Source organism: Frischella japonica (genome assembly GCF_014489845.1).
Classification (GTDB): domain Bacteria; phylum Pseudomonadota; class Gammaproteobacteria; order Enterobacterales; family Orbaceae; genus Frischella; species Frischella japonica.
In genome coordinates this window covers 59,377-85,702 of sequence record NZ_JABURY010000021.1, presented here as the reverse complement: position 1 = coordinate 85,702, position 26,326 = coordinate 59,377, and the positions used below count along the sequence as shown (strand labels likewise).

Below are 26,326 nucleotides of genomic sequence, written 5' to 3'. Positions count from 1 at the left end.
GTTGATGGGGGCATTAGTAAATTACGTTATAATTACATCAATCATATTAATTTCGGTAGGAGGTCATTTATGTCATTATCGTCACCCCATATTGTTGCCATTAAAAATGGTATCAATTTCCGTGATTTAGGCGGAATTAAAACCAAAGATGGGCGTAAAATTCGGACAGGATTACTTTTTCGTTCGGGTGATTTTTCGCAAATTACAGATGAAGAACAGGCTTTTATTGAACAAAAATTAGCGATTAAAGCGGTGTTAGATTATCGGGATAATGGTGAAGCACAACATCGGCCAGATAAGCTTTGGCATTCAGTGCAATATTTTAATGTTCCAGCTAATCCATTAAGTGATGATGTCAGCGCCAACTTGACTAAAGAATTAACTGAAACGAATGATTTAAAACAGCATAGTCCAGCGGACTTTATGATTAAATTGTATCAGTTATTACCGTTTAATAATCCCGCTTATCAAACATTAGTTGATTTATTAGTCAATGGTAATGGTAAATCGATTGTTCAGCATTGTGCTATTGGTAAAGATCGCACCGGCATTGGTGTCGCATTAACACTGTTAGCATTAGGCGTTGAAGAAGAACAGGTGATGCAAGACTATATTTTGTCAGAAAAATTATTAGCTCCCGTGATTGATCAGATCTTTGCTAAGTATCAAGGTAAATTAGATCAACAGTGGCTTGAAAAACGTAAGCAGATTTTTGCTGCTAATCCACTGTATTTACAAGCGGCATTTGACGCGATAAAAGCACGTTATAACACGTTCGATCACTGGCTTGAGAATGATTACCAATTAACTGATGAAAAACGACAAGTTATTCAACGCTATTATTTAATTTGATTTTATTTACTGTCATTTCGATATATACTCACCGCCCTTAAACTAACAAGTCAATTAAGGGAAATGGCAATTATTTTTAGTGCTGAATAAATATGCCAGCATGTCGATACCATAATAATATAAATCTAAAATGATCTGGGAGCCCTATTATGTTAACCAATGAAATGACAAAAAAACTCAATAATCAACTTAATCTTGAATTTTATTCATCCAATCTCTATTTGCAAATGAGCGCTTGGTGTGATGATCAAAATTTTTCAACCTTTGCCCGCTTTTTACGTGATCATGCTAAAGAAGAGATGGCTCATATGCAGCGTTTATTTGATTATGTACAAGATTGTGGTGCATTTGCTATTGTTGGGCAAATTGATGCACCAGAAACAGAATACGCCTCATTAAGTGATATATTTAAAAAAGCTTATGCTCATGAGATTAAGATCAGTCAAGCGATTAACGATTTGGTTGATTATGCGTTAACACAAAAAGATTATCCAACGTTCCAATTTTTACAATGGTATGTTGCTGAACAGCATGAAGAAGAAAAACTCTTTAAAACTATTGTCGAAAAACTGGAATTAGTGGGTAACAATAAACGTGATTTATTTTTTATGGATAAGGATTTTAATCAAATGTTGTCTGAATCCGGTTTACTTGCTAATAATCATGAGGCATAGGTTATTTATACATTATGATATGCCTGAGTTGAAAATATTATTAACATTTCTTTTAAATTAAGATGTTAGAGGCTTTATTTTTGATAAAGTTTCTAACAGTGATAAGATGATTTTTATTGATTAAGGCATATTTGAGTGATTGGCTGTTCACAACAAATCGATAAATAAATTTGTTCCAAAGGTTGATGATGGTAATAGAAATTATCGGCAAAAGAGGCGGAAATCTGTTTCTTTTGCATATTTAGTTGTAATTCTTTCATTTGCCAAACACTTTTGGCATATAGTTTTAAGGCTGCTTCCCGTAAGGTCCATAATTGCCAAAATGCAGATAACCCGTCGGCTTGTTGATTTAACCAAGTATTTTCATGTTCGGAAAAAAACTGTGCAGCGATTTTGCGATACTGTTTTCTTGGTCGATCCTGTTCAATATCAATCCCGATTTTCCCATTACTGCATATAGCTATTGCCACATAATCTCCACTATGACTGATATTAAAATCGGGTAAATTTGTTTTTTCAAACTGTGGGCGTTGGTTGTTTCCAATAATAATTAATGGTAGACAAGATATCCCATAATGATCATTAAGTAATTCGGCTAGTAAATAACGACACGTAATAAATTGTTTTTGGCGTTTACCGTGTAATTGTTTTGCGTGGTTAATCACTTGGGGTGAAATTAATGGTGATGCTAACATCGCTGAAGTATCAAACTGATTAACATTTGCCAATTGAGCTAAAACGTAGTTTTCCCGCATATTGATAAGTGATAATTAAAAATTATGATTATTTTAACAGGATTTTGCAGAGTTGTTTTAAAACATGTTATGCTAATTAACGAATATTGATAATAATCATTGAGAAAACACTATGAAATTTCCAAATGAAGTACAAACTACTTTGGTACATGCTGGTCGTGACAAACGTTTTACCCAAGGCGCAGTAAATAGTGTAATACAACGCGCTTCTTCAATTGTGTTTGATTCTGTTGAGGACAAAAAAAAAGCTACCGAAAAACGTACTCAATATGAACTATTTTATGGACGCCGAGGTACTTTAACGCATTTTGCTTTGCAAGAAGCAATGTGTGAATTGGAAGGAGGAGCGGGTTGTTATTTATATCCATGCGGCGCAGCAGCCATAACTAATACCATTTTAGCATTTGTTAAAACGGGTGATCACATTTTATTAACCGAAGGGGCTTACGAGCCGACACAAGAATTTTGTAATGAAATTTTAACTGACTTAGGGGTTAAAACTGATTATTTTCCTATTCTTGTTGGCGAGAATATTGCCGAATATATCAAACCTAATACCAAAGTGGTGTTCCTTGAAGCACCAAGCTCAGTAACTATGGAAGTCCATGATATTCCAGCTATTGTGAAAGCGGTACGCAAAATCAATCCAGAAATTGTGATTATGCTGGATAATAGCTGGAGTGGCGGCGTGTTTTTTCCAGCATTAGCTCATGATATTGATATTTCAATACAAGCCGGTACTAAATATTTAGTTGGTCATTCTGATGCGATGATTGGTACAGCAGTAGCAAATGAGCGTTGCTGGCCACAACTGCGTGAACGTAGTTATTTAATGGGGCAAATGTGTGATGCAGATACCGCCTACATCACTGCTCGTGGACTACGAACCTTAGCTGTGCGCTTAAAACAGCATCAGGAAAGTAGTTTAAAAGTGGCTAAATGGTTAACTAAGCACCCGTTAGTTGAGCGAGTTAATCATCCAGCTTTAGCCAGTTGTAAAGGTCATCAGTTTTTTAAACGAGATTTTCTTGGTCATAGTGGATTATTCTCTTTTATTTTAAAAGAGCGCTTGAGCGAAGCTCAGTTAGCAGAATTTTTAGATGAATTTAAGTATTTTTCAATGGCTTTTTCGTGGGGCGGATTTGAATCATTAATTCTCGCTAACCAACCAGAGGATATTGCTCGTATTAGACCGATTAGTGGAGTTGATTTCGACGGAACTTTAATTCGTATTCATATCGGATTAGAAGATGTTGATCATTTGATTGCCGATTTAGAAGCAGGACTTAATCGCATTAATACCAACAAAAATAAAATCACTGCGTTACAGTCATTAGTATAAATCAGTTTTTAATTTATAGTATCAATTATGGGAAAACGAGCTATAACGCAGGCTATTGAGCATACAGTATTAAACCGAATTGGTGAGCATCGTGATATTTTAGTCGCTTATAGCGGTGGTATTGATTCTACCGTTTTAGTGCATGCTTTAGTCCGTTTAAAGCAGCAAGTATTACCTGAATTGCAATTAACAGCAATTTATATTCATCATGGTATTAGTACCAATGCAGATGACTGGGCAAAACATTGCCAGCAGCAGTGTCAACTTTGGCAGATACCTTGTGTCGTCGAAAAAGTGAGTCTACGGTTAGACCAAGGTAATATTGAAGCTCAAGCCAGAGCTGCACGTTATGCAGCTATAGCTAAACATTTTAATCAACAAACGATTTTATGCACAGCCCAACATCTCGATGATCAATGTGAAACATTTTTATTAGCATTGAAACGAGGCAGTGGTCCAGCTGGATTATCGGCTATGCCGGAACAGAGTTTGTTGGCAGATCATCTGTTATTGCGTCCTCTATTAACAATTTGTCGCCACCAGATCGAACAGTATGCTCAAGCGTATCATTTGCAATGGATAGAAGATGAAAGTAATCAAGATGACCATTACGATCGCAATTTTCTGCGTTTAAACGTTTTGCCACTACTTAATCAACGTTGGCCACATTTCAGTCAAATGGTGGTGCGTAGTGCTGAACTTTGTCAACAACAAGAACAGCTCCTGAATGAGTTACTGGCTGAAACGTTAGCGCAATTAACAGATAAGCAAAAAAGCTTGTCCATCCAACCATTATTATCTTTTTCCGCGGTAAAGCGTAATGCTTTATTACGGATGTGGCTAAAATGCAGCCAAGTTATCATGCCAAGTCGTAAACAATTAGCCATGATTTGGCAAACCGTTATTTTAGCCAGAGAAGATAGTAATCCAACATTTTTATTGGCGGATAAACAGATTCGTCGTTATCAAAATCGTCTTTATTTGTTGCCTCGCTATCAGGATTTGCGTGTGAACAAATTAATCTGGCAGTTAACCAATCCATTGATACTACCCGATAATGTCGGCATATTATCGGCAAATTCTGCACAAGGTAATTGTCGTTTACCGCATGAGAATGAGCTGGTGAGTGTCAGATTTTCCGCCCATGGGCAATTGCAAATTGTTGGTCGTAACGGTTCTCGATCAATAAAAAAATTGTGGCAAGAACTGAATATTCCACCTTGGATGCGTAGTCGTATTCCGCTTATTTTTTATAATGAAACACTAATTACGGCTGTCGGTGTATTTGTAACGCAGGCGGGCAAAGGCGAACAGGTGCGGTTTATTATAAATGACGGTGACCATTTAACATCTCATGTTGATTAGTTATTGAAATAAAATTTCATCACCAATGGTGTTTATACTGGATTAGCTCACCTTTTCAAAAACATTTAATAACAGTTATACTAAATCGGCATTTTCAATGCCGATGGTCACAATATATTAAATTTAATTTAACATTACTGATTAAATTGTAATACATAGCATCGTTAATAAAAATCCCAGTTAAAACTGGGATTTGATATAAAATCGATTAGTGTTACGCTTCAATGGCAACACGTAATTTTTGCATAGCATTTTTTTCAAGTTGACGTATTCGTTCTGCCGAAACGTTATATTTTGCTGCAAGCTCTTGTAAAGTTGATTTGCTGTCATCCGCATCTAACCAACGAGCTTTGATAATATCCTGACTACGTTCATCTAATTGGGATAATGCATCGTGTAGTTTATCCGTGGCATCATTTTCCCAGTTGTCTTCTTCAATCGATTTTGAGAAATCTGATGAGGTATCTTCTAAATAAAGTGCCGGTGCAACTACTGAATTATCATCATCTTCGCTATCAATATCAAATGACATATCTTGCGCAGACATACGTGATTCCATTTCCATGACATCTTTGCGTGATACGCCAAGCTCATCGGCAACCATAGCGACTTCATCATGACTAAACCAACCTAAACGTTGTTTTGTTTTACGTAAATTAAAGAATAACTTACGTTGTGCTTTGGTCGTTGCAACTTTAACAATTCGCCAGTTTTTCAACACATATTCATGAATTTCCGCTTTAATCCAATGAACAGCAAAAGAGACTAATCGTACACCCATTTCCGGATTAAACCGACGTACCGCTTTCATCAAACCAATGTTACCTTCTTGGATTAAATCCGCTTGTGGTAATCCATAACCAGAGTATCCGCGTGCAATGTGTGCGACAAAACGCAGATGTGATAAGATCAGTTGTCTAGCAGCATCTACATCATTATGATAGTAAAGCTTCTCACCTAATTCTTTTTCTTCTTCTGCGCTCAACATTGGATAGGTGTTGATCATTCGTAGATAAGCATCAACATTTCCTTGTGGAATTAAAGCAACAGACTGCATCTTTAATTCGTTACTCATATCAATTCTCCCCCTTGTGGGATTACTTGTGATTATACCTTAATCACTAAGTAAAAATTCTGTATTGTAATAATAAACCCTAGATCTTTTATTACGTCTTGCTAAATTAGACTATAAAACTGTGATTTAGTTCACCATTTTTACATGTTAATTTGGTTATATTGGTTCAATAACTCTAAATCATAAAATTAATTAATATGTGGCATATTTAAATACTTTTTGGTTGCTAATAAAGCTGATAACCAACCTATCATCGTTGCAATTAAGATGATAAATAAACTTTCATCCCAATTTAAACCTTCTAAGTTGAATATTGTTCCAAAAACTGAGGAAACATTCAAGATAATCGCATCTATTCTAAAGATAAATATTTCCGATAATATTAATGCTAAAATCGCACTAATGAAACCATTAAACATGCCACTATATAAAAAAGGTCGTAAAATAAAGCCATCAGTAGCGCCAATAAGTTGCATAACAATAATGGTTTGTCGGCGACTAAAGATAGCTAACCGGATACTATTACCAATAACTAATGCTACGGCAATCATCATAAAAATTGAAATTGTCCATACAATGGTTTTAACCATGTCTGTAAAGGTGGTTAACCGAGTAAACCAACTATCATCAAGCCTAACATCATCAACGCCTTTAAGTTTAACGATTTCAGTTTGTATTGCATGTAAAATTGCCGTTTGTTTGGCTTCATCTTTGGGCATAATGATAGCAACCGCGGGAAGGGGATTTTCATCTAATAATTCTAACGCTTCGCTAAAACCAGACCATAATTTAAACTCTTGGAGTGTTTCATCGCGCGATAAATAGTTTACCCTTTCTACTTCTGGAAATTGGGTAATTTGTTTAATTAAATTATCAGTATCCTTTTGATTAAGTGTTTTATTGATATAGACGGTTAAATTTGGCGTTGGGTACCATTGATGTGCGGCTTGATTAGCATTTTTCCATAATAAATAGCCAATGGTTGGTAAGGTAATAGAAATTGCAATCACAATAATGGTGAGTAGAGAGGCTATAGCATGTTGACGAAAATCATTATATACATTTTGCCAAGCATAATGGATTTGCCTTTTCCAACGTGGGAAGAAAGAATTATCATCCCGTTGTTGATTGTTTTTTCTAATCCTCAGCATGCCTATCCCCAGTTAGTCTACCTTGATTTAAATTTAATATGCGACGATGTTTACGTCGAATTAAGCCTAAATTATGGGTTGCCATAAGAACGGTCACCCCAGTTTGGTTAAGTTCTTCAAATAATTTTAGAATATCCTTGGATAATTTATCATCTAAATTACCGGTCGGTTCATCGGCGAGTAAAACCATTGGACGATTAACAATTGCCCTAGCGATCCCAACACGTTGTTGCTCACCACCTGATAATTGAATAGGGTAAAATTTCATTTTATCGATTAAACCGACCTTATCCAATGCAGCAGAGACACGACGACGAATTTCTTCAAGTGGTTTACCTAATATGATCAAAGGGATTGCTACGTTATCATAAATAGTATGATCCATTAATAATTGGTGATCTTGAAAGATCATGCCAATATTACGACGTAAAAACGGAATATCTTGTTTTTTTAATTGACTAACATCATGACCGTTTAAAATTACTTGACCATCATTAGCCCTTTCTAATCCACAAATTAAGCGTAATAAGGTACTTTTACCTGCCCCAGAATGACCCGTTAAAAAAGCCATTTCTCCTTTATTGAGGTGAAAATCAATATTTTGTAGTGCGGGTCTGCCACCAGAATAAGCTTTACTGACACGTTTAAATCGAATCATATATCTTAATTTTCTTCCGTTGTTTGGTCAAACAATGCTTCTATGAAATCATCGGCGATAAATGGTCGTAAATCATCAATTTTTTCACCGACCCCAATAAAACGAATAGGAATATTAAATTGATCAGCAATACTGAAGATTACGCCACCTTTAGCAGTACCATCAAGTTTAGTTAAGGTAATCCCTGTTACCCCAACTGCTTCATTAAAAATTTTGGTTTGACTGATGGCATTTTGTCCAGTACTGGCATCGATGGTTAGCATAATTTCGTGTGGTGCTGTTTCATCTATTTTTTTCATTACACGTACGATTTTTTTCAATTCATCCATTAAATGGCTTTTATTTTGTAGTCGTCCGGCGGTATCTGCAATAAGTACATCGATCTTTCGGGATTTAGCTGCTTGAATAGCATCGAAAATAACAGATGCTGAATCAGCATTGATATGCTGGGCAATAACGGGAATATCATTTCTTTCTCCCCATACTTGCAGTTGTTCGACCGCAGCGGCTCTAAAGGTATCGCCAGCGGCTAACATAACTGATTTGCCTTGATTTTGAAATTGTTTGGCTAATTTACCTATAGTAGTCGTCTTACCTACACCATTTACACCTACCATTAGAATTACATAAGGTTGATGTGTTTGTATATCTAATGGTTGATCCACTTTGGTTAAAATCGCCCGTAATTCATCTTTTAAAAGTTGATTTAAGGCTTCAGCATCTTTTAATTGTTTACGTGATGCGTGCTCAGTCAAAGAGTGAATGATTTTTTGCGTAGTATCAATACCAACATCAGCAATTAATAATTGTTCTTCAAGTTCTTCGAACAATTCATCATCGATTTTCTTTCCTTTAAATAAACTAAATAAACCAGAACCAATATTTTGTTTGGTTTTGAATAATCCATTTTTTAAGCGGGCAAAAAATCCAGTTTTTTTCTGTTCACTCATATTGTAAATCGCTCCAATTTCTATTGGTAATATTTTATTATTGTCTAAAATCTCAGTTTTCTCAAATGTCTTTCAAAATAAATAAATCCATTTTTTATATTTTTAAAAGGTTTATTAATGAATTATGTGCCATTTTCTTACATACCGTATTTATAACGTTAACTAAAGTGGTTGACTGGCAATTTCAGCGGCAATACGAATCTGCTCTGCGCTGGGTATTTTTCCCGTATATAAAATAAACTGTTCAACGGCTTGTAATATCATGACCTCTTTACCCGTAATCATTATTTTATGTTGTCGTTTAGCTTCATTTATTAATGGTGTATTTGTCGGTATTGCGACCACTTCAAAAATCACTGTTGCTTGTGAGATCAATTCTCTGGAGAATGATAACTGTTTGGCTTCTTCTCCCCCATCCATACCGATGGATGTAGCATTAACTAAAATATCATAATTTTTTTGAGGTGTAGTTTGGTGAGGGTAGTGGTATTTTTGTGATAATTGCAATCCTTTTTCGCTATTACGCGCTAAAATAGTAACATCTTTAAAACCAGCATCGTGAAAAGCAGCAATCACGGCTTTGGCCATTCCACCACTGCCGTGGATAATTACGGATTGCTTGGGGGCAAGCTTATATTGGTTGATCAATTTACGAATTGCAGTGTAATCGGTATTATAGGCTTTTAAATAACCACCATTATTAACAATAGTATTGACGGAATCTATTGCTTTTACCGAATCGGTTAATTCATCTAAAAAAGGGATACAAGACTCTTTAAATGGCATCGATATTGCGCAACCGCGAATGGCTAAAGCACGAATTCCAGTAATCGCATCCTGAATGCTGTTGGTCGTAAATGCTTTATAAATATAATTTAAATTTAATTGTTGATATAAACTATTTTGAAAGCGTGTACCAAAGTTACCTGGTCTACCTGATAGTGACATACAAAGTTGAGTATCTTTATTAATCATAATAACTACTCCTGTTAAATGTATTATGTTGTTTTATATAATGTAAATTTATTTAATGATTGCCACTTTCCTAATTCAAGATGATGGTCAAATAGATTAAATTCGCCGATTTGAACTCTTACTAATCTTAGACATGGAAATCCCACAGCAGCACACATGCGCCTAACTTGTCGATTTTTCCCTTCTGTAATGGTCAAACTTAACCATGAGGTTGGGATGGTTTTTCGTTCACGAATAGGTGGATTTCTTTGCCATAAGGTGGTTGGTTCAGTAATGATTTTAGCTTTGGCAGGTTGTGTTCTGAATTCTTTAAGTTGTACCCCTTGCTGCAAATGGTGAATGGCATTTTCGGTTAATTCACCTTCAACTTGTGCCCAGTAAGTTTTTGTTAATTTAAATTTTGGTGATGCTATTTTAGTTTGAAGCTTTCCATTATTTGTGAGCAACACTAATCCTTCACTATCAGTATCTAATCTACCAGCAGGATAAAAATTGGGTAATGAGATATACTGTTTCAAAGTGGGGTGGATTTGATGTTCGGAAAACTGACAAATGACCCCATAAGGTTTATTAAATGCAATTAATGACATCGCCATAATATTAGAATCTCGTAAATAACTCATAGCAATTATAACATTAATTATTATAAATAACCTATCTGCATAAAAAACCGGGCATAAGCCCGGTTTTTATGGAAGAAATGTAGTATTTTTAGACAAGTTTTTTCATTTGGTCAGCTATTTTTTCTGCTTGTTGACCAACTACGATTTGTACACCACCTTTTCCTAATTTAATCACGGCCATGGCTCCTAAAGCTTTGGCATTAGCCTCATTGATTAAATCAGAATTTTTAACATTTAAACGTAAACGAGTTATACAAGCATCGATATTGGTTAAGTTTTCTTTACCACCCACAACTGCTAAATATTGTTGTGCTAAACTGTTAATATCTTCTTTGGTTGTATGTGTTGATTCTTCAGTCGGTTGTTCACTGTCATCATCTTCACGGCCAGGCGTTTTTAGGTTGAATTTAACAATAACAAAGCGGAAGACGACATAATATATAACAAAGAAGGCTAAACCTTGTACAATCAGCATATACCATTGAACGGCTAAAGGATTACGAGATTGCAGTAACATATCAACTAAACCAGCACTGAAACCAAAGCCAGAAATCCATTGCATAGTTGCTGCGATATATAGCGAAACACTGGTTAATAAGGCATGAATCACGTAAAGTTGTGGTGCTACGAACATAAATGAGAATTCAAGTGGTTCAGTAATCCCCGTAAAGAAGGCAGCAAAAGAGGCTGCTAGCATGATAGAAGCTGTTTTGTCTTTATTACCTTTTTTAGCTGTATGATACATTGCTAATGCTGCACCAGGTAAACCAAACATCATAATTGGGAAGAAACCAGCTTGATAACGGCCGGTAATACCAATTACTGCTGAACCTGCATTGATAGATTTTTGTCCGCCTAAGAAGTTAGGAATATCGTTGATACCCGCAACATCAAACCAAAATACAGAGTTAAGTGCATGGTGTAAACCAACCGGAATAAGTATGCGGTTGAAGAAACCATAAATACCAGCACCGATAGATCCTAAATCTTTAATGTTTTCACCAAATACGACTAGACCGTTGAAAATAAATGGCCAAATATAAAGTAGTGCAAACGAAACATACAACATAACAATCGATACAATAATTGGTACTAATCGTTTGCCACTAAAAAATGCTAATGCCTTATGTAATTCAACACCACTAAAACGGTTGTAAAGTTCAGCCGAGATAACACCGACTAAGATACCAACAAATTGATTATTAATTTTTGCGAAAGCAGGTGAAACATGTTCAATTGCGGTGGAAGTTAAAAGTGAAACAGATTGTGGTGATAACAAGGTGGTAATCACTAAAAAACCAACCAGTCCACTTAACGCAGCCGCACCGTCTTTATCTTTAGACATTCCATAAGATACACCAATTGCAAATAAGATTGGCATATTATCAATAATAGCGGCACCAGATTTAATTAAAAAAGCGGCAATTATACTGTTAGTACCCCAACCTTCCGGGTCAACCCAGTATCCAACGCCTAAAAGAATTGCTGCTGCAGGTAATACAGCAACTGGAACCATTAGCGAACGCCCAATGCGCTGTAAATAAGCTAGAATTCCCATAAATTTTTTACTCCCAAAATTGTCATTCATATGTTGTTTATTTATGCTTATTATTTGACACTATAATATTTTACTTAACAAATTAATTATACTATTTTGTGACAAATATCACTAAATTTTTATACAAAATTAAGTTGCATATAAGCTTTTAACGGCTATTTATTTTATAATATAAAAAAACTTTGTAAAAAATAGTTATATTGGATAAAGTAGCGAAATAATATATTGGAAGCGAAAATAAGTACATTGTTATCCTTTCATTAAAATAAATTTAAACATACTAATAAAGCAAGATTTGTACAGGAGAAACTAAATGCGTTTAATTCCATTAAAACATAGTCAAGAAATTGGAGCATGGGCTGCGGATTATATTGTTAAAAAAATTAATAGTTTTAACCCCACTGCTGATCGTCCATTTGTTCTAGGTTTACCAACTGGAAGTTCTCCTTTAGTGATGTATCAACAATTAATTAAACGTTATCAAGCTGGTTTAGTTAGTTTTAAACATGTGGTAACATTTAACATGGACGAGTATGTAGGAATCCCTGAAGATCACCCACAAAGTTACCACACCTTTATGTTTCAAAACTTTTTCAATCATATTGATATTGATAAAAGCAATATTCACATTCTAAATGGTAATGCAACTGATATCGTTAAAGAGTGTGAAGATTATGAAGAAAAAATAAAATCATACGGAAAAATTGATCTCTTTATTGGTGGCGTCGGGCAAGATGGTCATATTGCATTTAATGAGCCAGGATCATCTTTACGTTCACGTACTCGTATTAAAACATTAACTGAAGATACTCGAATTGCAAATTCACGTTTTTTTGATAATGACATCAGTCAAGTACCTCAATATGCTTTAACGATCGGAGTTGGAACGTTGATGGATGCTAAGGAAGTGATGTTACTAATTTCAGGCCACAATAAGGCGTTAGCTTTACAACAAGCTGTTGAAGGTGCGGTTAATCACTTATGGACCGTTACAGCGTTACAAATGCACGCTAAATCATTGGTAGTGTGTGATGAAGCCAGTACAGAAGAATTAAAAGTTAAAACATTAAAATATTTTAAACAACTGGAAGCAAAAAATCTTGAGGTTACAATTTTGTAATCTCTGTTAACCCATTTAAATTATTTGAGGCGTTAAAATATAATGTATGCATTAACTAATTGTCGAATTTATACCGGATTAGAAATCCTTAATGATCATGCTGTTGTAATTGATGGTGATAGAATTGTTGATGTGTGTCATCAAGATGCGTTACCACAAAATATAACGGTTGAAAATTTAAAAGGTGCCATATTAGCTCCCGGTTTTATCGATATCCAGTTGAATGGTTGTGGTGGTGTTCAATTTAATGAAACCATAGAATCACTCAGTATTGAAACTCTTGAAATTATGCAAAGAACTAACCTATTAACCGGATGTTCTAGCTATTTACCAACTTTAATTACGTCAAGCGATGAATTTATGCGTAAAGGCGTTGAAGTTATGCGTGAATATTTGAAAAAGCATAAACATCAAGCACTTGGACTACATTTAGAAGGTCCATATATTAACGTTGAGAAAAAAGGTATTCATAATCCTGCTTTTATTCGTCAACCATCACAAGAAATGATAGATTTCCTATGTGAAAATGCGGATGTGATTAAAATTATTACCTTAGCACCGGAAAAAGTGGATAAACGTTTCATTCGTCAATTAAGTGATGCCGGTATTCATGTATCAGCTGGTCATACCAATGGAACTTATGAAGATGCTCGTGAAGGGTTTAATGCCGGTATCCGTATGGGAACACATTTATTCAATGCCATGCCTGCGATAGCTGGTAGAACGCCGGGTGTAGTTGGCGCGATTTATGACGAACAAGAAGTGTATAGTGGTATTATAGCTGATGGACTTCATGTAAGTTGGGCAAATATTCGTAATAGTCATAAAATTAAACGTGATAAGTTAATTTTAACCACCGATGCGATCATGCCGGTTGGTACTAATATGACCGAATGTACTTTTGCTGGTAAAACCATTTATTATAAAGATGGTAAATGCACCGATATTAACGGTACATTAGGTGGTTCGGCACTAACTATGATCGAAGCGGTTAAAAATGCGGTCAATTATGTTGGTATTGCACTTGATGAAGCTTTAAGAATGGCGACATTATATCCAGCTAAGGCGATTAGTGTCGATAAGGATCTGGGTACTATTACTGTGGGTAAAATTGCAAATATTGTCGTGTTCAGTCATGAATTTGTTGTTGAACGTATGATTGTTAATGGTGAATTAGTTTAATCTTTGCCTGAGTTAATTAAGAAGTGGATCGTTTTTAGCGATCCACCTCACAAAATTTCCGCCTTATTCAGGATAAGTTGACGAAAACTGCTAATTAAGGAGATTTCAGTATATAATCTTGGGTAAAAATAATTGTTAGGATGACCTCATGGCTTTTAATTATCTGAATTTAGTTGGCAATGCGGAATTGATGAAACAACTAAATTATGCAATGATTTATCGGCTAATAATACAACAAAGCCCCATTTCACGAATTCAATTGGCTGAAAGCAGCCAACTCGCACCAGCAAGTATTACTAAAATTACCCGTCAGCTTTTGAATAAAAAATTAATTAAAGAAGTTGATATTCAACAATCTACCGGGGGGCGTCCAGCCGTTTCGATTGTGGCTAAATTTGATTATTATCAGGCGATTTCGATTCAATTGAGTCGTTCTCATGTGATGATTGAGCTATATGATCTTGGTGCTAAATCCTTAGCCAGTAAACGGATCCCTTTAAATGATTTTACACAGCAGCAAACTCAAAACTATTTAATTAGTTTAATTGAATTATTTTGTCAAGAACAACAAAAAAAGATTAAACATCTGATTGCTATTGCGGTGGTAATGCCAGGGGTAATCGATTCTGTAAAAGGCATCGTCCGTTATACCCCACATATTCATGTGGATAATTGGGCTTTATGCGATATATTAAAAACAAAATTTGATGTTCCTATATTTATTGGCAATGATGTTCAAAGTTTAGCATTGGCAGAAAGTTATTTTGGTTCTACCCAATCGGTAGAAGATTCAATTTTAGTGCGTGTTCATCGTGGTGTAGGTTCTGGAGTGATAATTAATCAACAGCTATTAATGAATCACAATCAAAGTGCCTGTGAAGTGGGTCATATACAAGTTAATGAGCTTGGCGAACGATGTCATTGTGGTAATTTTGGTTGTTTAGAAAATCAAGTGGTAAATAATGCAATTGAGAAACGAGCAAAATTATTGTTAGAACAAGGGTATCGAAGTAAGTTGACAGTCGATAAATGTGATATTTTGACTATTTGTCAATTGGCTAATCAGGGGGATGAATTAGCCGAAAAACTGATTAAAAGTGCTGGTGAAAATCTGGGACGAGCGGTGGCAATGATGGTTAATATCTTTAATCCTCAATGTGTTGTGGTTGCCGGAGAGATTACAAAATCACCTGAAATTTTACTCAATGCGGTTAATAATGCATTATATTCACAAAGTTTAAAGCAATTGCGTGAAAATCTTATAATAAATTGTTCAAGCTTAGATGATCGCTCAGCGATCGGCGCATTTGCATTAGTACAACAATCATTGTTTGATGGATCATTATTAATGGCGATTTTAGAGAATAAGTCATAAATAAAGCAACTCGCTACATTGCATTGTAGCGAGTTAATTTTATTATTAGCATAAAATGTTTAACATCCTACGCAATGGTTCAGCTGCGCCCCAAAGTAATTGGTCACCAACATTAAATGCTGATAGGAAGTCTTTTCCCATATTTAATTTACGTAAACGACCTACCGGTGTGGCTAATGTGCCGGTTACTGCTGCTGGGGTCAGTTCTTTCATGGATAATTCGCGATCATTGGGAATGACTTTAACCCATTGATTATGTGATGCTAACAGTTGTTCGATATCTGGAATAGCAATATCTTTCTTCAGTTTTATGGTGAAGGCTTGGCTATGGCAACGTAATGCCCCAATGCGTACACATAAACCATCGATTGGAATAATACTGGATGTACCGAGAATTTTGTTGGTTTCAGCCTGACCCTTCCACTCTTCACGGCTTTGACCGTTGTCTAATTGTTTATCAATCCATGGAATTAAGCTACCAGCAAGTGGCACACCAAAGTTATCTGTTGGTAGTGAACCATCACGCATTTTTGCGGTAACCTTTTGCTCGATATCTAAAATAGAAGAGTGAGGATTGGCTAACTCTTTAGCAACATCAGCATGTAGCATTCCCATTTGAGTAAGTAATTCGCGCATATGGCGCGCACCACCACCTGAAGCCGCCTGATAAGTTGAAACAGATACCCAATCTATCAGATTAGCGGCAAATAAACCACCAAGAGACATCAGCATTAAGCTAACGGTGCAGTTACCGCCAACGAAGGTTTTGATGCCATTATTCAGTGCAGAATCGATATTTGCACGGTTAATTGGGTCTAAAATGATGATAGCATCATCTTTCATTCTCAATGTTGATGCTGCATCAATCCAATAGCCCTGCCAGCCGGCATTACGTAATTTAGGATAAATATTGGTTGTATAATCACCACCTTGACAAGTAACAATAATATCTAGGGCTTTTAAGGCTTCAATATCGTTGGCATCTTGTAATAAACTTGTTTTGCCAGTAAAATTTGGTGCAGTTTGACCTGCTTGAGACGTCGAAAAAAAGATAGCATTGATTCTATCAAAATCGCGTTCTTGGATCATTCTTTGCATAAGAACCGATCCGACCATTCCTCGCCAACCAATAAAACCTACATTTTTCATAATTAATTATCCAATTTTGAGCTAATATTATTTGTCGTGGATAAAACCACATTCCATGATTATGTCTATTAAAGCAAAATACCAGTATAAAACAAGTTAGATAATAAATTATTTTAAGATAATAAATCGTTATAACTACTGATTATGATTGCTCTATAATGACGATCCAAAATCGTTATCAAAAAATGAAATAGTACACAGTGAAAATTGTCTATTGTGTTGTATTTTTATCCACCTATTAGCCATTGCATTTATGAATTGCAATATTATAATGCACGATTTATTTGATTAATTTATTGATCTTGAATATGAATTCATCACAATCACCGGCGCTATCTTTATGGGTAATAATATTAATGGCGATTGCTGTTGGTATCGCTGTAGCGAGTAATTATTATGCTCAACCATTATTACACTCGATTACTAATGATTTAAATATTTCGATTGAAAATGCTGGTATTATCATTACAACAGCCCAATTTAGTTATGCTGTGGGTTTGTTATTTGTAGCACCACTAGGTGATAAAATTGAACGTAAGGTATTGATTATTAATTTAATGATATTAACAACATTAGGATTAATTATCAGTGCGTTGGCTAATTCATCAACGCTGCTTATTGTAGGAACAGCTATTGCAGGTATCTTTTCAGCGGTAGCTCAGGTGCTCATCCCCTTTGCCGCTACGCTAGCATTACCAAACCAACGCGGTAAAGTTGTAGGAATTTTAATGAGTGGTATGCTGTTAGGAATTTTATTAGGTAGAACCTTTGCCGGTGCGATCTCAACGATGACTGATTGGCGAATGGTTTATTGGGTAGCTGCTGCTATCATGTGTGTGGTGACATTATTATTAAGCTATGCTTTACCGCGTTATAGTCATAAAAGTCATCTTAATTATTGGAAGTTGATTTTTTCTATTTTTGGACTCTATCGGCATGAGCATGTATTGCGGATTCGTTCACTAATTGGCGGTATTGCGTTTGCACTGTTTTCACTTCTTTGGACGCCACTAGCTTTTCTACTGACCGATTCTCCTTATCATTATTCTGATTTTGTGATTGGATTATTTGGGTTAGCCGGTGCTGCAGGCGCAATGAGTTCACCAATTGCTGGGCGGTTATCGGATAAAGGTAAGGGCAATGTATTAACAACCGTAGGATTGATTTTATTGCTACTATGTTGGTTACCATTATCGCTAGCAAAAATATCGATTATTGCATTAATTATTGGCATTATTATCATAGATTTTGCTGTACAGTTAACCCATATTTCATCCATGAATGATATATATCAAGGTAATCCAGCGATGCGTACGCGCTTAAATGTCGGCTACATGCTAAGTTATTTTACAGGGGGCATGTTAGGTTCGTTATGCTCAACGTATCTTTATGCCCATTACGGCTGGTATGCGATAGCGATAGCCAGTGTCGGATTAGCGATAATAGGTATTGCATTATGGTGGCACTATCTTTATTCATTAAGGCAACAGACTGTTTAAAAGAATAAGGAAAATTCCGTATTTATCATGGTAAGGGGAAAATTTTTCTAAATTAGGTTAAGCGGTAAATCGCGATATTTGCTAGACCGATGCAAATTATCCATTACAATATACGACATCATTTTTAGGTTAATTAACGGAATACATAATGGCACAATATGTTTTTACGATGAATCGAGTGGGAAAAATAGTTCCACCCAAACGTTATATATTAAAAGATATTTCACTCAGTTTTTTTCCTGGCGCAAAAATTGGTGTATTAGGTTTAAATGGTGCAGGTAAATCGACACTATTACGTATTATGGCAGGTGTTGATACCGAAATTGAAGGTGAAGCGCGTCCACAACCAGGGTTAAAAATTGGTTATTTACCACAAGAACCAAAACTCAATCCAGAACAAACGGTGCGCGAAGCTGTAGAAGAAGCGGTTAGTGAGGCTAAAAATGCCTTAACACTGTTAAATGAAGTGTATGCTGCTTACGCTGATCCTGATGCTGATTTTGATAAATTAGCAAAACAGCAAGCTGAATTAGAGGCGATCATCCAAACGCATGATGCGCATAATTTGAATGTGCAATTAGAACGAGCTGCCGATGCATTACGCTTGCCTGATTGGGATGCGAAAATTGGAAATTTATCAGGTGGTGAACGTCGTCGTGTGGCATTATGTCGTTTATTGTTAGAAAAACCGGATATGCTGTTATTGGACGAACCGACCAACCATTTAGATGCTGAATCAGTCGCGTGGTTAGAACGTTTCTTACATGATTATGAAGGCACTGTGGTGGCCGTAACCCATGACCGCTATTTCTTAGATAACGTTGCCGGTTGGATTTTAGAGCTTGACCGGGGTGAAGGGATACCTTGGGAAGGTAACTACTCTTCATGGTTAGCTCAAAAGGAGCAACGCTTAGCACAAGAAGCATCTACAGAATCGGCACGCCGTAAATCCATTGAGAAAGAGTTAGAGTGGGTACGACAAAATCCGAAGGGGCGCCAAGCAAAGAGTAAAGCGCGTATGGCACGTTTTGATGAGCTTAACAGTACCGAATATCAAAAACGTAATGAAACTAATGAGTTATTTATACCAACTGGACAACGATTAGGCGATAAAGTGATTGAAGTGGAACACCTGACTAAATCGTATGGAGACAGAGTACTCATTGATGATCTTTCTTTCCGTATTCCGAAAGGGGCGATTGTTGGAATTATTGGACCAAATGGTGCTGGTAAATCAACATTATTTAGAATGTTATCTGGTCAAGAGAAAGCGGATTCTGGTACGATTACGCTTGGCGATACTGTGCAATTGGCTTCAGTGGATCAATTCCGTGATAAAATGGACGATAAGAAAACGGTATGGGATGAGATTGCCAATGGGCAAGATATTATGCGAATTGGTAATTTTGAAATTCCTAGCCGTGCTTATGTTGGTCGATTTAACTTTAAAGGGGTTGATCAACAAAAACGCGTTGGCGAGCTTTCCGGTGGTGAACGCGGTCGAGTCCATTTAGCGAAATTACTACAAGTAGGCGGTAATGTTTTATTATTGGATGAACCTACTAACGATTTAGATGTTGAGACGTTGCGTGCGTTAGAAAATGCCTTATTGGAATTCCCTGGTTGTGCGTTAGTGATTTCCCATGACCGTTGGTTTTTAGATCGGATTGCTACCCACATTCTTGATTATCAAGATGAAGGTCACGTGGCGTTTTTTGAAGGTAATTTTACCGAATATGAAGATTGGAAAAAACGTACTTTAGGGGCTGAAGCATTAGAGCCAAAACGTGCTAAATATAAACGTATTAGTAAATAATTGGTCCTTATTTAACCACTTATGATGCATATCTGTTATTTTTAAAGCCGAATATTTCGGCTTTTTATTTGTAAAGTATAAAAAATGGTTAAGCAAGTTTAAGTAGCGTCATGCCAATAATTAAGCCTGTCACGCCTAACCATCCACGCCAATTTAATTGTTGACCGAATAAAAATTTTCCGGCGAGTGTGGTCGCAATCAGACCAAATCCCCCCCATAATGCATAAGCAACAGATAAATCTATCGTTTTAACTGCTTCGGCTAAACAGGTAAATGCAATTAAAACAAATAGAATGGATAAAATGCCAAAGATCTTATTTTCAAAGCCGTTAGAGTATTTTAAGAAGATATTAGCTACAATATCTAATATTGCTGCCAGAATTAAAAAACTGAAATGATACCAATCAAAATTAAACATATCGTTCCTATTATTATTAAGTTGTTTTTTCCCCAGATTCAATAAGCGCTATGCTGGCAAAGATAATGATCAGACCTAATATTTTTTGTCCATTCATGGGATCATTAAATAGCGTAATACTAAAAAAGATGATAAATATCGTGCCAATACCTTCCCATAATGCATAGGCGATACCGATGGGAATTTGTTTGACCGCAATGGCAAGGCAGAGATAGGAACAGGTGATCATAATATACATAACAATATGACCCAATTGATAACCATGGAGAGAGGCATACTTCATTGAAATCGTACCGGTAACTTCAAATAAAATGGCTAATAATAAAAATAATCGATAAAACATACGATTGCCTAAATAAATTTAAATTTTTAAATTGCTTTATAACGACAATATTGACTTTAATATAATAATTTTTTACGTCTAAATGCGTGATATCATTGAGATAACTAAATGGCTAACAGGATTAAGACTGATTAAAGCGAAGATCGCCAAAGAAACTCGCCTGCTAGAATTGAAGAAATATAAAATACAAATGTTAGTGTTTGAACCGAGAACATAAATTTATCATTGAATTAATATGTTAGCTTATACACTATCAATCATAGCATAGCTGTGCTAAAAAATCATCTTTTGAGAATTAATCTACATTTTTAAAAATTAATCAAATGATATTGATTAAAATGTCAATGCGATTAATCTCAAATCAAAAAATTCAGCAAAATAATATTGCCGAGATTAAAGCGATTCTTGCTTCAATTGTTTTTGTTTATTTAATTTATCGATAATTTTTTGATGAATGCCGCCAAAGCCACCATTACTCATGATTAAAATCACATCTTTGGATTTAACATCTTTCGCGATCATTTCAATGAGTAAATCGAGATCACTTGACCAGTAAGCCGGTTGCACACATTGTTCGGTAATTTCTGAAACGAGCCATGGTAAATTCTCTGGTTGGTAAATGAATACTTCATCAGCGCGACCTAAGGCGGGAGCAATCTCATCCTTGCTGATACCTAATTTCATGGTATTAGAACGAGGTTCAAGTACAGTGAATATACGGCGATTGGCACCGACTTTACTTCTTAAAGCTTCAAGTGTGGCTAAAATTGCGGTTGGATGATGAGCAAAATCATCATAAATTTCAATATCATCAACTTTGCCATATAATTCTAATCGGCGTTTAGCATTAACAAACGAACTTAATGTTTGGCAGGCCATTTCAGGTGTAATACCGACATTTTTTGCTGCGGCAATAGCCATTAGGGCATTATGCATGTTATGCTCACCGACTAAATCATAACAAACTTTGCCGACTAATTTTTGCTGAAAATAAACATTAAATTGACTTGCATCATTAGTGATTTTTTCGGCTTGCCAGCCAGTTTCAGATTCTGTTTGAATTTGTTCACTCCAACAACCTCTAGATAAAATATGTTTGATACTAATATCTTCTTGCGGTGAGATAATCAATCCTTTACTAGGCACTAGTCTCACTAAATGTTGGAACTGTTTTTGGATTGCACGCAGATCATCGAAAATATCAGCATGATCATACTCAACATTATTTAAGATCAATGTTTTTGGGCAATAATGCATAAATTTGGAACGTTTGTCAAAAAAGGCACAATCATATTCGTCAGCTTCAATGACGAAGAAAGGGCTTTCTCCTAAACGAGCTGAAACATTGAAATTACCAGGTACCCCACCAATTAAAAAACCTTGTTGATAGCCTGCCTGTTCTAAAATCCAGTTTACCATACCGGCAGTTGTTGTTTTTCCATGGGTACCGGCAACAGCAATGACCCAACGATCTTTGAGAACATTATCATGTAACCATTGAGGTGCGGAAATATACGGAATATTGTTATCTAATATGTATTCAACACAAGGATTACCTCGTGACATCGCATTACCAATAATCACTAGATCTGGTACCGGATCCAGTTGGCTTGGATCATAGCCATCAATTAACTGAATATTTTCTCGTTCAAGCAAGGTGCTCATTGGGGGGTAAACATTTTTATCCGATCCGGTTACATTATGTCCTAACGAACGCGCTATCAGAGCGATTCCCGTCATAAAGGTGCCGCAAATTCCTAAAATGTGAATGTGCATGGTAAATCCTTAATTAATTATTGCTAGTAAGTTATTATACTTATCTTAACATAAATTGATACTTCAGCTGGTTAAATATTCAGCGCTATTTTGGTGCACAATGTGCTGTGTTCAATCTATTATCAGTCTATCTGAATTAATACATCCATCAGAAAATATGACATATTTTGAATGATTTGCTAGTATTAATGATTAGCTGATAGGCCAAAGATGACGAATTAACAAATTGATCGTTTCATTACCTCTAAAGTCATTGACTTCAAGGTGATAAACAATTTCTACTTTTTTGACTGATTGATCGGGCCAATAATTTAAGTCAATATTAAATGCGATAGCATTAAGTAATGGTCCTCCAGCTAAGGGTTCAAGAACCATCCTAAGATGTTTCGTGCCAATGAGCTTTTGTTGATGAACTAAAAATATACCATCAAAGATCGGTTCTGGAAAATTTGCACCCCAAGGACCGCTTTCTTTTAAGATCTTGGCCGTTTCGATATTAAAATACTTATTTTCAATCTCTCCATCGGTTTCGATCTCATTTTTTAGGCTGACTGTCTTGAGTACATTGCTGACTTCCTCTTCGAAATAACGGGTAAAAGTAGCTAAATTGGCTAGGGGTATGGTCAAACCGGCAGCCATAGCATGGCCACCAAAACCGCTAATTAGTTTAGGATCACGATTATGAATGATCTCTAGAACATTACGTAAATGAATATTATTGACTGAGCGTCCCGAACCTTTCAAAAACCCATCATCAGTTTTAGCAAATGAAATAACAGGACGATAGAATTTATCTTTTATACGTGAAGAGAGTACACCAATAACACCTTGATGAAATTTAGGATGGTAGATGACAAAGCTATTAGGAATTTCGGTAGTGGTTTTCTCGAGCTTATCAATAAATGATAAAGCTTCTTTTTGCATTGCTTGCTCAATCGCTTTTCTGTCACTATTGAGTTCTTCTAAAATATCGACGATTTCTAATGCACTATGTTCATCTTTAGCTAATAATAATTCAACGCTTAATGACATATTATCCATTCTGCCTGCGGCATTTAAACGTGGGGCTAGATAAAATGAAAGATCTTGTGCCGTTAATTTTTGTATATTACGCCCAGCACTCTTACTAAGTGCTTTTATTCCAGCACAACAGTAACCGGCGCGTATACGGCTTAATCCTTGTTGCACTAATATGCGATTATTTTGATCAAGATTAACCACATCGGCTACAGTACCTAATGCGACTAAGTCAAGTAATTGGGCTAAATTGAATTCAGATAACTGATGTATTTCGAACCAATTATGTTGTCGTAATAACGCTCTAAATGCCAACATAAAATAAAATGTTACCCCAACTCCAGCTAAATTTTTAGATGGAAATGGGCAATCATTTAAGTTGGGATTAATTATTGCATCAGCAGCAGGGAGGACTTCTGGTGCTAAATGGTGATCAGTTATGATCACTTGGATATTATGTTGTTTGGCATAATCCACCGCCTCTACCGCTGAAATTCCATTATCAACAGTGATAATTAATGCTGCCTGTTGTTCAATGGCTCGTTTAACCACTGAAACGCTTAAACCATAACCATCCTCAAAACGATCAGGAATAATATAATGAACATTTTTTATGCCAAATTGATTTAAAGCGGTCATAATCAGTGCGGTGCTAGTTGCTCCATCGGTATCAAAATCACCGACAATGAGAATTTTTTTTTCGGTTAATACCGCTTGATAAAGTAATTCTGTAGCCTGATCAATATGGGTAAGTTGTTGATATGTTAATAATACTTGTGTTGAGTGATTCAATTGTTCGTTAGCAGTTATACCACGCGCAATATAAATTCGTTGTAATAAAGGATGAATGGTATCTGGAAGTTTTATTGTTTTATCGACTTGGCGTCGTTTTATCACAGCATTTAACATAATATATAATTTTTATAGAGTTAGGTTTATGCATTAGCATAAACCTATTTCGGCGATTAAATAAATGTATTTTTAATTAGTGTTATTGAGTATCTTTAATAAAGTTTCTGCTGGGACATAACCGGAAAGAACTTCTCCAGATGGCAGTATAATTGCAGGTGTGCCTGAAATACCAATCTGATGACCAACCTTATATTGCATTTCTACATAGGGTACAAGACTTGAAGCTGGGGAGATAGTACCTCCTTTATACGCATTATCAAATGCTGCTTTACGATCTTTGGCACTCCAAATGGATTGCATATCTTTTGCTATTGGGGAATCTAAGCCTTGTCTTGGAAAAGCAAAATAGTGGATCGTAATACCGGCATCAAGGTAACTATCAATCTCGTTATGAAGTTTTTTACAATAGGTGCATGTATAATCCGTAAAGACAGAAATAACAAATTTTTCATTTTTGGCTTTGTATACAATCGCATCCTTATCGATGGAAGCAACTAATCGTGCATAATTGGCATTGGCAATATCTTTTGCTCGACCACCTTCAATATTATAAATCGGACCTTGGGTGATAAATTTGCCGTCATCAGTCGTATAAAAAATAGCATCAGGTGTCGTCACCATTTTGAGTGACTTTATTTCTGATTGTTCGATTCGAAGCTGTTTTGAGTTATAGCCCATTTTATCAAACGTAGCTAAAATGTCATCATCGCTCGCTTGTGCGACACTTACAGTAGCGCCAATGCTAATAAGTATTGTTAATGTAGAAAAAATTTTTTTCATTTAGTCTGTCCTGTGATTAATATCTTAATAAATAAAAATAGTTATGCTCTTGGATGAAATTTTTGATGTAATTGTTTTAAACGTTCCGTTGCTACATGAGTATAAATTTGCGTTGTTGATAAACTACTATGACCTAACAACATTTGTACAACTCGTAGATCCGCTCCGTGATTAAGCAAATGCGTGGCAAATGCATGGCGTAATACATGAGGAGATAATGCATTAATATCAATGTTGGCTAGTATGGCATAATATTTGATTCGATGCCAGAACGTCTGACGTGTCATTGCTGTCCCTAAGCGGCTAGGAAATAAGATATCACTTGGTTTATATTTGAGTAACTCATCGCGACTATATTTTAAATAGTACTCAAGCCAATAAATTGCTTCTTCTCCCAATGGTACTAATCGTTCTTTATTACCTTTACCAATAATCCGGATTACACCTTGATTTAAACTCATATCATTTAATTGTAAACCGACTAATTCAGAAACACGTAAGCCCGTGGCATAAAGTAATTCCAACATGGCTTTATCTCGAATTTCCAATCTATCTTCAGTATTAGGTGCTTGTAATAACGCTTCTACCTGTGATTCAGTTAAATCTTTAGGTAAATTTTTCGGTAATTTAGGTGATGATAAAGCGGCTGAAGGATCATCAATACGATAATTTTCACGATATAAATATTGATAAAATTGTTTGATGGCACTAAGTAGACGTGCTGAACTACTGGCTTTATAGCCTTGGGTCACTCTTTGTAATAAAAAATCTTGTAAGTGCGCCATTTGCACCGTTAATAATGTCACATTTAATTTATGTAATACATTACTCAGTGCCTGTAAATCTAGACGATAAGATTGAATAGTATTATCTGCCAAACTTTTTTCTAACCAAAGAGAATCCAGAAACTGTTCTAACAATACATTATCTTGTGACATAATTAACGGTTATTCCTGTGATA

At 35.7% G+C, this 26,326-nt stretch carries 23 protein-coding genes and 1 pseudogene; 9 read left to right on the top strand and 15 right to left on the bottom strand.

Annotated features, from left to right (window positions below; translation table 11 throughout):
* Positions 1 to 69: 69 nt before the first annotated feature.
* Positions 70 to 852 (top strand): tyrosine-protein phosphatase, encoded by a 783-nt coding sequence (locus FcAc13_RS11205; protein WP_187756306.1) that lies wholly within the window; start codon positions 70 to 72, stop codon positions 850 to 852.
* Positions 853 to 1,001: 149 nt separating this feature from the next.
* Positions 1,002 to 1,526 (top strand): non-heme ferritin, encoded by a 525-nt coding sequence (ftnA, locus tag FcAc13_RS11200; RefSeq protein ID WP_187756305.1) that lies wholly within the window; start codon positions 1,002 to 1,004, stop codon positions 1,524 to 1,526.
* A 113-nt stretch (positions 1,527 to 1,639) separates the two neighbouring features.
* On the opposite strand, the gene FcAc13_RS11195 is transcribed toward ftnA, so the two are convergent.
* Complete coding sequence (locus tag FcAc13_RS11195) at positions 1,640 to 2,281, bottom strand: 4'-phosphopantetheinyl transferase family protein (RefSeq protein WP_187756304.1); 642 nt, start codon at positions 2,279 to 2,281, stop codon at positions 1,640 to 1,642.
* A gap of 112 nt (positions 2,282 to 2,393) precedes the next feature.
* Between FcAc13_RS11195 and metC the strand changes: the two genes are divergently transcribed.
* Both metC and tilS read left to right on the top strand, forming a co-directional pair.
* Positions 2,394 to 3,623, top strand: a complete 1,230-nt coding sequence (metC, locus tag FcAc13_RS11190; protein WP_187756303.1) for a cystathionine beta-lyase — start codon at positions 2,394 to 2,396, stop codon at positions 3,621 to 3,623.
* 27 nt (positions 3,624 to 3,650) lie between these two features.
* Positions 3,651 to 4,988, top strand: a complete 1,338-nt coding sequence (gene tilS, locus FcAc13_RS11185; RefSeq protein ID WP_187756302.1) for a tRNA lysidine(34) synthetase TilS — start codon at positions 3,651 to 3,653, stop codon at positions 4,986 to 4,988.
* A 214-nt stretch (positions 4,989 to 5,202) separates the two neighbouring features.
* On the opposite strand, the gene rpoH is transcribed toward tilS, so the two are convergent.
* From rpoH to nagE, 7 genes and pseudogenes are all read right to left on the bottom strand, one after another.
* The gene (gene rpoH, locus FcAc13_RS11180) at positions 5,203 to 6,063 is read right to left on the bottom strand and encodes an RNA polymerase sigma factor RpoH (RefSeq protein ID WP_187756301.1); all 861 of its coding nucleotides are present in this window, start codon (positions 6,061 to 6,063) and stop codon (positions 5,203 to 5,205) included.
* 188 nt (positions 6,064 to 6,251) lie between these two features.
* Positions 6,252 to 7,214 carry a permease-like cell division protein FtsX gene (ftsX, locus tag FcAc13_RS11175; protein WP_187756300.1) on the bottom strand — a complete coding sequence of 321 codons (963 nt, stop codon included), beginning with the start codon at positions 7,212 to 7,214 and terminating at the stop codon, positions 6,252 to 6,254.
* Positions 7,201 to 7,872 carry a cell division ATP-binding protein FtsE gene (gene ftsE, locus FcAc13_RS11170; protein WP_187756299.1) on the bottom strand — a complete coding sequence of 224 codons (672 nt, stop codon included), beginning with the start codon at positions 7,870 to 7,872 and terminating at the stop codon, positions 7,201 to 7,203. Before ftsE ends, ftsX begins: the two co-directional genes overlap by 14 nt.
* A 5-nt stretch (positions 7,873 to 7,877) precedes the next feature.
* Positions 7,878 to 8,807: pseudogene (gene ftsY, locus FcAc13_RS11165) on the bottom strand (signal recognition particle-docking protein FtsY); the annotation flags it as partial.
* Between the two features lie 177 nt (positions 8,808 to 8,984).
* On the bottom strand, positions 8,985 to 9,797 hold the full coding sequence (locus FcAc13_RS11160) for a shikimate 5-dehydrogenase (RefSeq protein ID WP_187756298.1): 813 nt from the start codon (positions 9,795 to 9,797) through the stop codon (positions 8,985 to 8,987).
* A 23-nt stretch (positions 9,798 to 9,820) separates the two neighbouring features.
* A complete protein-coding gene (locus FcAc13_RS11155) occupies positions 9,821 to 10,420 on the bottom strand; it encodes a pseudouridine synthase (protein WP_246415135.1) in 600 nt (199 codons plus the stop codon).
* Positions 10,421 to 10,508: 88 nt separating this feature from the next.
* Positions 10,509 to 11,978 (bottom strand): N-acetylglucosamine-specific PTS transporter subunit IIBC, encoded by a 1,470-nt coding sequence (nagE, locus tag FcAc13_RS11150; protein WP_187756297.1) that lies wholly within the window; start codon positions 11,976 to 11,978, stop codon positions 10,509 to 10,511.
* A gap of 313 nt (positions 11,979 to 12,291) precedes the next feature.
* Between nagE and nagB the strand changes: the two genes are divergently transcribed.
* From nagB to FcAc13_RS11135, 3 genes are all read left to right on the top strand, one after another.
* The gene (gene nagB, locus FcAc13_RS11145) at positions 12,292 to 13,098 is read left to right on the top strand and encodes a glucosamine-6-phosphate deaminase (protein ID WP_187756296.1); all 807 of its coding nucleotides are present in this window, start codon (positions 12,292 to 12,294) and stop codon (positions 13,096 to 13,098) included.
* Positions 13,099 to 13,140: 42 nt separating this feature from the next.
* Positions 13,141 to 14,280 (top strand): N-acetylglucosamine-6-phosphate deacetylase, encoded by a 1,140-nt coding sequence (gene nagA / locus FcAc13_RS11140; protein ID WP_187756295.1) that lies wholly within the window; start codon positions 13,141 to 13,143, stop codon positions 14,278 to 14,280.
* Positions 14,281 to 14,428: 148 nt separating this feature from the next.
* Entirely contained in the window at positions 14,429 to 15,655 is a 1,227-nt protein-coding gene (locus tag FcAc13_RS11135; protein WP_187756294.1) for an ROK family protein, read from the top strand.
* Between the two features lie 45 nt (positions 15,656 to 15,700).
* On the opposite strand, the gene asd is transcribed toward FcAc13_RS11135, so the two are convergent.
* The gene (gene asd, locus FcAc13_RS11130) at positions 15,701 to 16,804 is read right to left on the bottom strand and encodes an aspartate-semialdehyde dehydrogenase (protein WP_187756293.1); all 1,104 of its coding nucleotides are present in this window, start codon (positions 16,802 to 16,804) and stop codon (positions 15,701 to 15,703) included.
* A gap of 308 nt (positions 16,805 to 17,112) precedes the next feature.
* On the opposite strand from asd, the gene FcAc13_RS11125 reads away from it, so the two are divergent.
* Together FcAc13_RS11125 and ettA are read left to right on the top strand one after the other, a co-directional pair.
* A complete protein-coding gene (locus FcAc13_RS11125; protein ID WP_187756292.1) occupies positions 17,113 to 18,303 on the top strand; it encodes an MFS transporter in 1,191 nt (396 codons plus the stop codon).
* Positions 18,304 to 18,451: 148 nt separating this feature from the next.
* Positions 18,452 to 20,119, top strand: a complete 1,668-nt coding sequence (ettA, locus tag FcAc13_RS11120) for an energy-dependent translational throttle protein EttA (RefSeq protein ID WP_187756291.1) — start codon at positions 18,452 to 18,454, stop codon at positions 20,117 to 20,119.
* An 88-nt stretch (positions 20,120 to 20,207) separates the two neighbouring features.
* Here ettA and mdtI read toward each other — a convergent pair whose 3' ends face one another.
* The 6 genes from mdtI to xerD form a co-directional block, all read right to left on the bottom strand.
* Positions 20,208 to 20,537, bottom strand: coding sequence for a multidrug/spermidine efflux SMR transporter subunit MdtI (gene mdtI, locus FcAc13_RS11115; protein WP_187756290.1), 330 nt, complete (start codon positions 20,535 to 20,537; stop codon positions 20,208 to 20,210).
* A 16-nt stretch (positions 20,538 to 20,553) separates the two neighbouring features.
* Positions 20,554 to 20,880, bottom strand: a complete 327-nt coding sequence (locus FcAc13_RS11110; RefSeq protein WP_187756289.1) for an SMR family transporter — start codon at positions 20,878 to 20,880, stop codon at positions 20,554 to 20,556.
* Positions 20,881 to 21,273: 393 nt separating this feature from the next.
* The gene (gene mpl / locus FcAc13_RS11105; RefSeq protein ID WP_187756288.1) at positions 21,274 to 22,656 is read right to left on the bottom strand and encodes a UDP-N-acetylmuramate:L-alanyl-gamma-D-glutamyl-meso-diaminopimelate ligase; all 1,383 of its coding nucleotides are present in this window, start codon (positions 22,654 to 22,656) and stop codon (positions 21,274 to 21,276) included.
* Between the two features lie 192 nt (positions 22,657 to 22,848).
* Complete coding sequence (gene recJ, locus FcAc13_RS11100) at positions 22,849 to 24,582, bottom strand: single-stranded-DNA-specific exonuclease RecJ (protein ID WP_187756287.1); 1,734 nt, start codon at positions 24,580 to 24,582, stop codon at positions 22,849 to 22,851.
* A gap of 72 nt (positions 24,583 to 24,654) precedes the next feature.
* Positions 24,655 to 25,365, bottom strand: coding sequence for a bifunctional protein-disulfide isomerase/oxidoreductase DsbC (gene dsbC, locus FcAc13_RS11095; protein ID WP_187756286.1), 711 nt, complete (start codon positions 25,363 to 25,365; stop codon positions 24,655 to 24,657).
* A 41-nt stretch (positions 25,366 to 25,406) separates the two neighbouring features.
* Complete coding sequence (gene xerD / locus FcAc13_RS11090; RefSeq protein ID WP_425499471.1) at positions 25,407 to 26,306, bottom strand: site-specific tyrosine recombinase XerD; 900 nt, start codon at positions 26,304 to 26,306, stop codon at positions 25,407 to 25,409.
* Positions 26,307 to 26,326 lie beyond the last annotated feature (20 nt).

Excerpts from the sequence above, each read along its gene's own strand:
- rpoH (WP_187756301.1), bottom strand. The coding sequence starts at position 6,063 with ATGAGTAACGAATTAAAGATGCAGTCTGTTGCTTTAATTCCACAAGGA.
- FcAc13_RS11160 (WP_187756298.1), bottom strand. The coding sequence starts at position 9,797 with ATGATTAATAAAGATACTCAACTTTGTATGTCACTATCAGGTAGACCA.
- FcAc13_RS11195 (WP_187756304.1), bottom strand. The coding sequence starts at position 2,281 with ATGCGGGAAAACTACGTTTTAGCTCAATTGGCAAATGTTAATCAGTTT.
- tilS (WP_187756302.1), top strand. The coding sequence starts at position 3,651 with ATGGGAAAACGAGCTATAACGCAGGCTATTGAGCATACAGTATTAAAC.
- FcAc13_RS11125 (WP_187756292.1), top strand. The coding sequence starts at position 17,113 with ATGAATTCATCACAATCACCGGCGCTATCTTTATGGGTAATAATATTA.
- mdtI (WP_187756290.1), bottom strand. The coding sequence starts at position 20,537 with ATGTTTAATTTTGATTGGTATCATTTCAGTTTTTTAATTCTGGCAGCA.
- recJ (WP_187756287.1), bottom strand. The coding sequence starts at position 24,582 with ATGTTAAATGCTGTGATAAAACGACGCCAAGTCGATAAAACAATAAAA.
- ftsX (WP_187756300.1), bottom strand. The coding sequence starts at position 7,214 with ATGCTGAGGATTAGAAAAAACAATCAACAACGGGATGATAATTCTTTC.
- ftsE (WP_187756299.1), bottom strand. The coding sequence starts at position 7,872 with ATGATTCGATTTAAACGTGTCAGTAAAGCTTATTCTGGTGGCAGACCC.
- nagA (WP_187756295.1), top strand. The coding sequence starts at position 13,141 with ATGTATGCATTAACTAATTGTCGAATTTATACCGGATTAGAAATCCTT.
- ftnA (WP_187756305.1), top strand. The coding sequence starts at position 1,002 with ATGTTAACCAATGAAATGACAAAAAAACTCAATAATCAACTTAATCTT.
- FcAc13_RS11155 (WP_246415135.1), bottom strand. The coding sequence starts at position 10,420 with ATGAGTTATTTACGAGATTCTAATATTATGGCGATGTCATTAATTGCA.
- FcAc13_RS11205 (WP_187756306.1), top strand. The coding sequence starts at position 70 with ATGTCATTATCGTCACCCCATATTGTTGCCATTAAAAATGGTATCAAT.
- mpl (WP_187756288.1), bottom strand. The coding sequence starts at position 22,656 with ATGCACATTCACATTTTAGGAATTTGCGGCACCTTTATGACGGGAATC.
- FcAc13_RS11110 (WP_187756289.1), bottom strand. The coding sequence starts at position 20,880 with ATGTTTTATCGATTATTTTTATTATTAGCCATTTTATTTGAAGTTACC.
- FcAc13_RS11135 (WP_187756294.1), top strand. The coding sequence starts at position 14,429 with ATGGCTTTTAATTATCTGAATTTAGTTGGCAATGCGGAATTGATGAAA.
- metC (WP_187756303.1), top strand. The coding sequence starts at position 2,394 with ATGAAATTTCCAAATGAAGTACAAACTACTTTGGTACATGCTGGTCGT.
- nagE (WP_187756297.1), bottom strand. The coding sequence starts at position 11,978 with ATGGGAATTCTAGCTTATTTACAGCGCATTGGGCGTTCGCTAATGGTT.
- dsbC (WP_187756286.1), bottom strand. The coding sequence starts at position 25,365 with ATGAAAAAAATTTTTTCTACATTAACAATACTTATTAGCATTGGCGCT.
- asd (WP_187756293.1), bottom strand. The coding sequence starts at position 16,804 with ATGAAAAATGTAGGTTTTATTGGTTGGCGAGGAATGGTCGGATCGGTT.
- nagB (WP_187756296.1), top strand. The coding sequence starts at position 12,292 with ATGCGTTTAATTCCATTAAAACATAGTCAAGAAATTGGAGCATGGGCT.
- ettA (WP_187756291.1), top strand. The coding sequence starts at position 18,452 with ATGGCACAATATGTTTTTACGATGAATCGAGTGGGAAAAATAGTTCCA.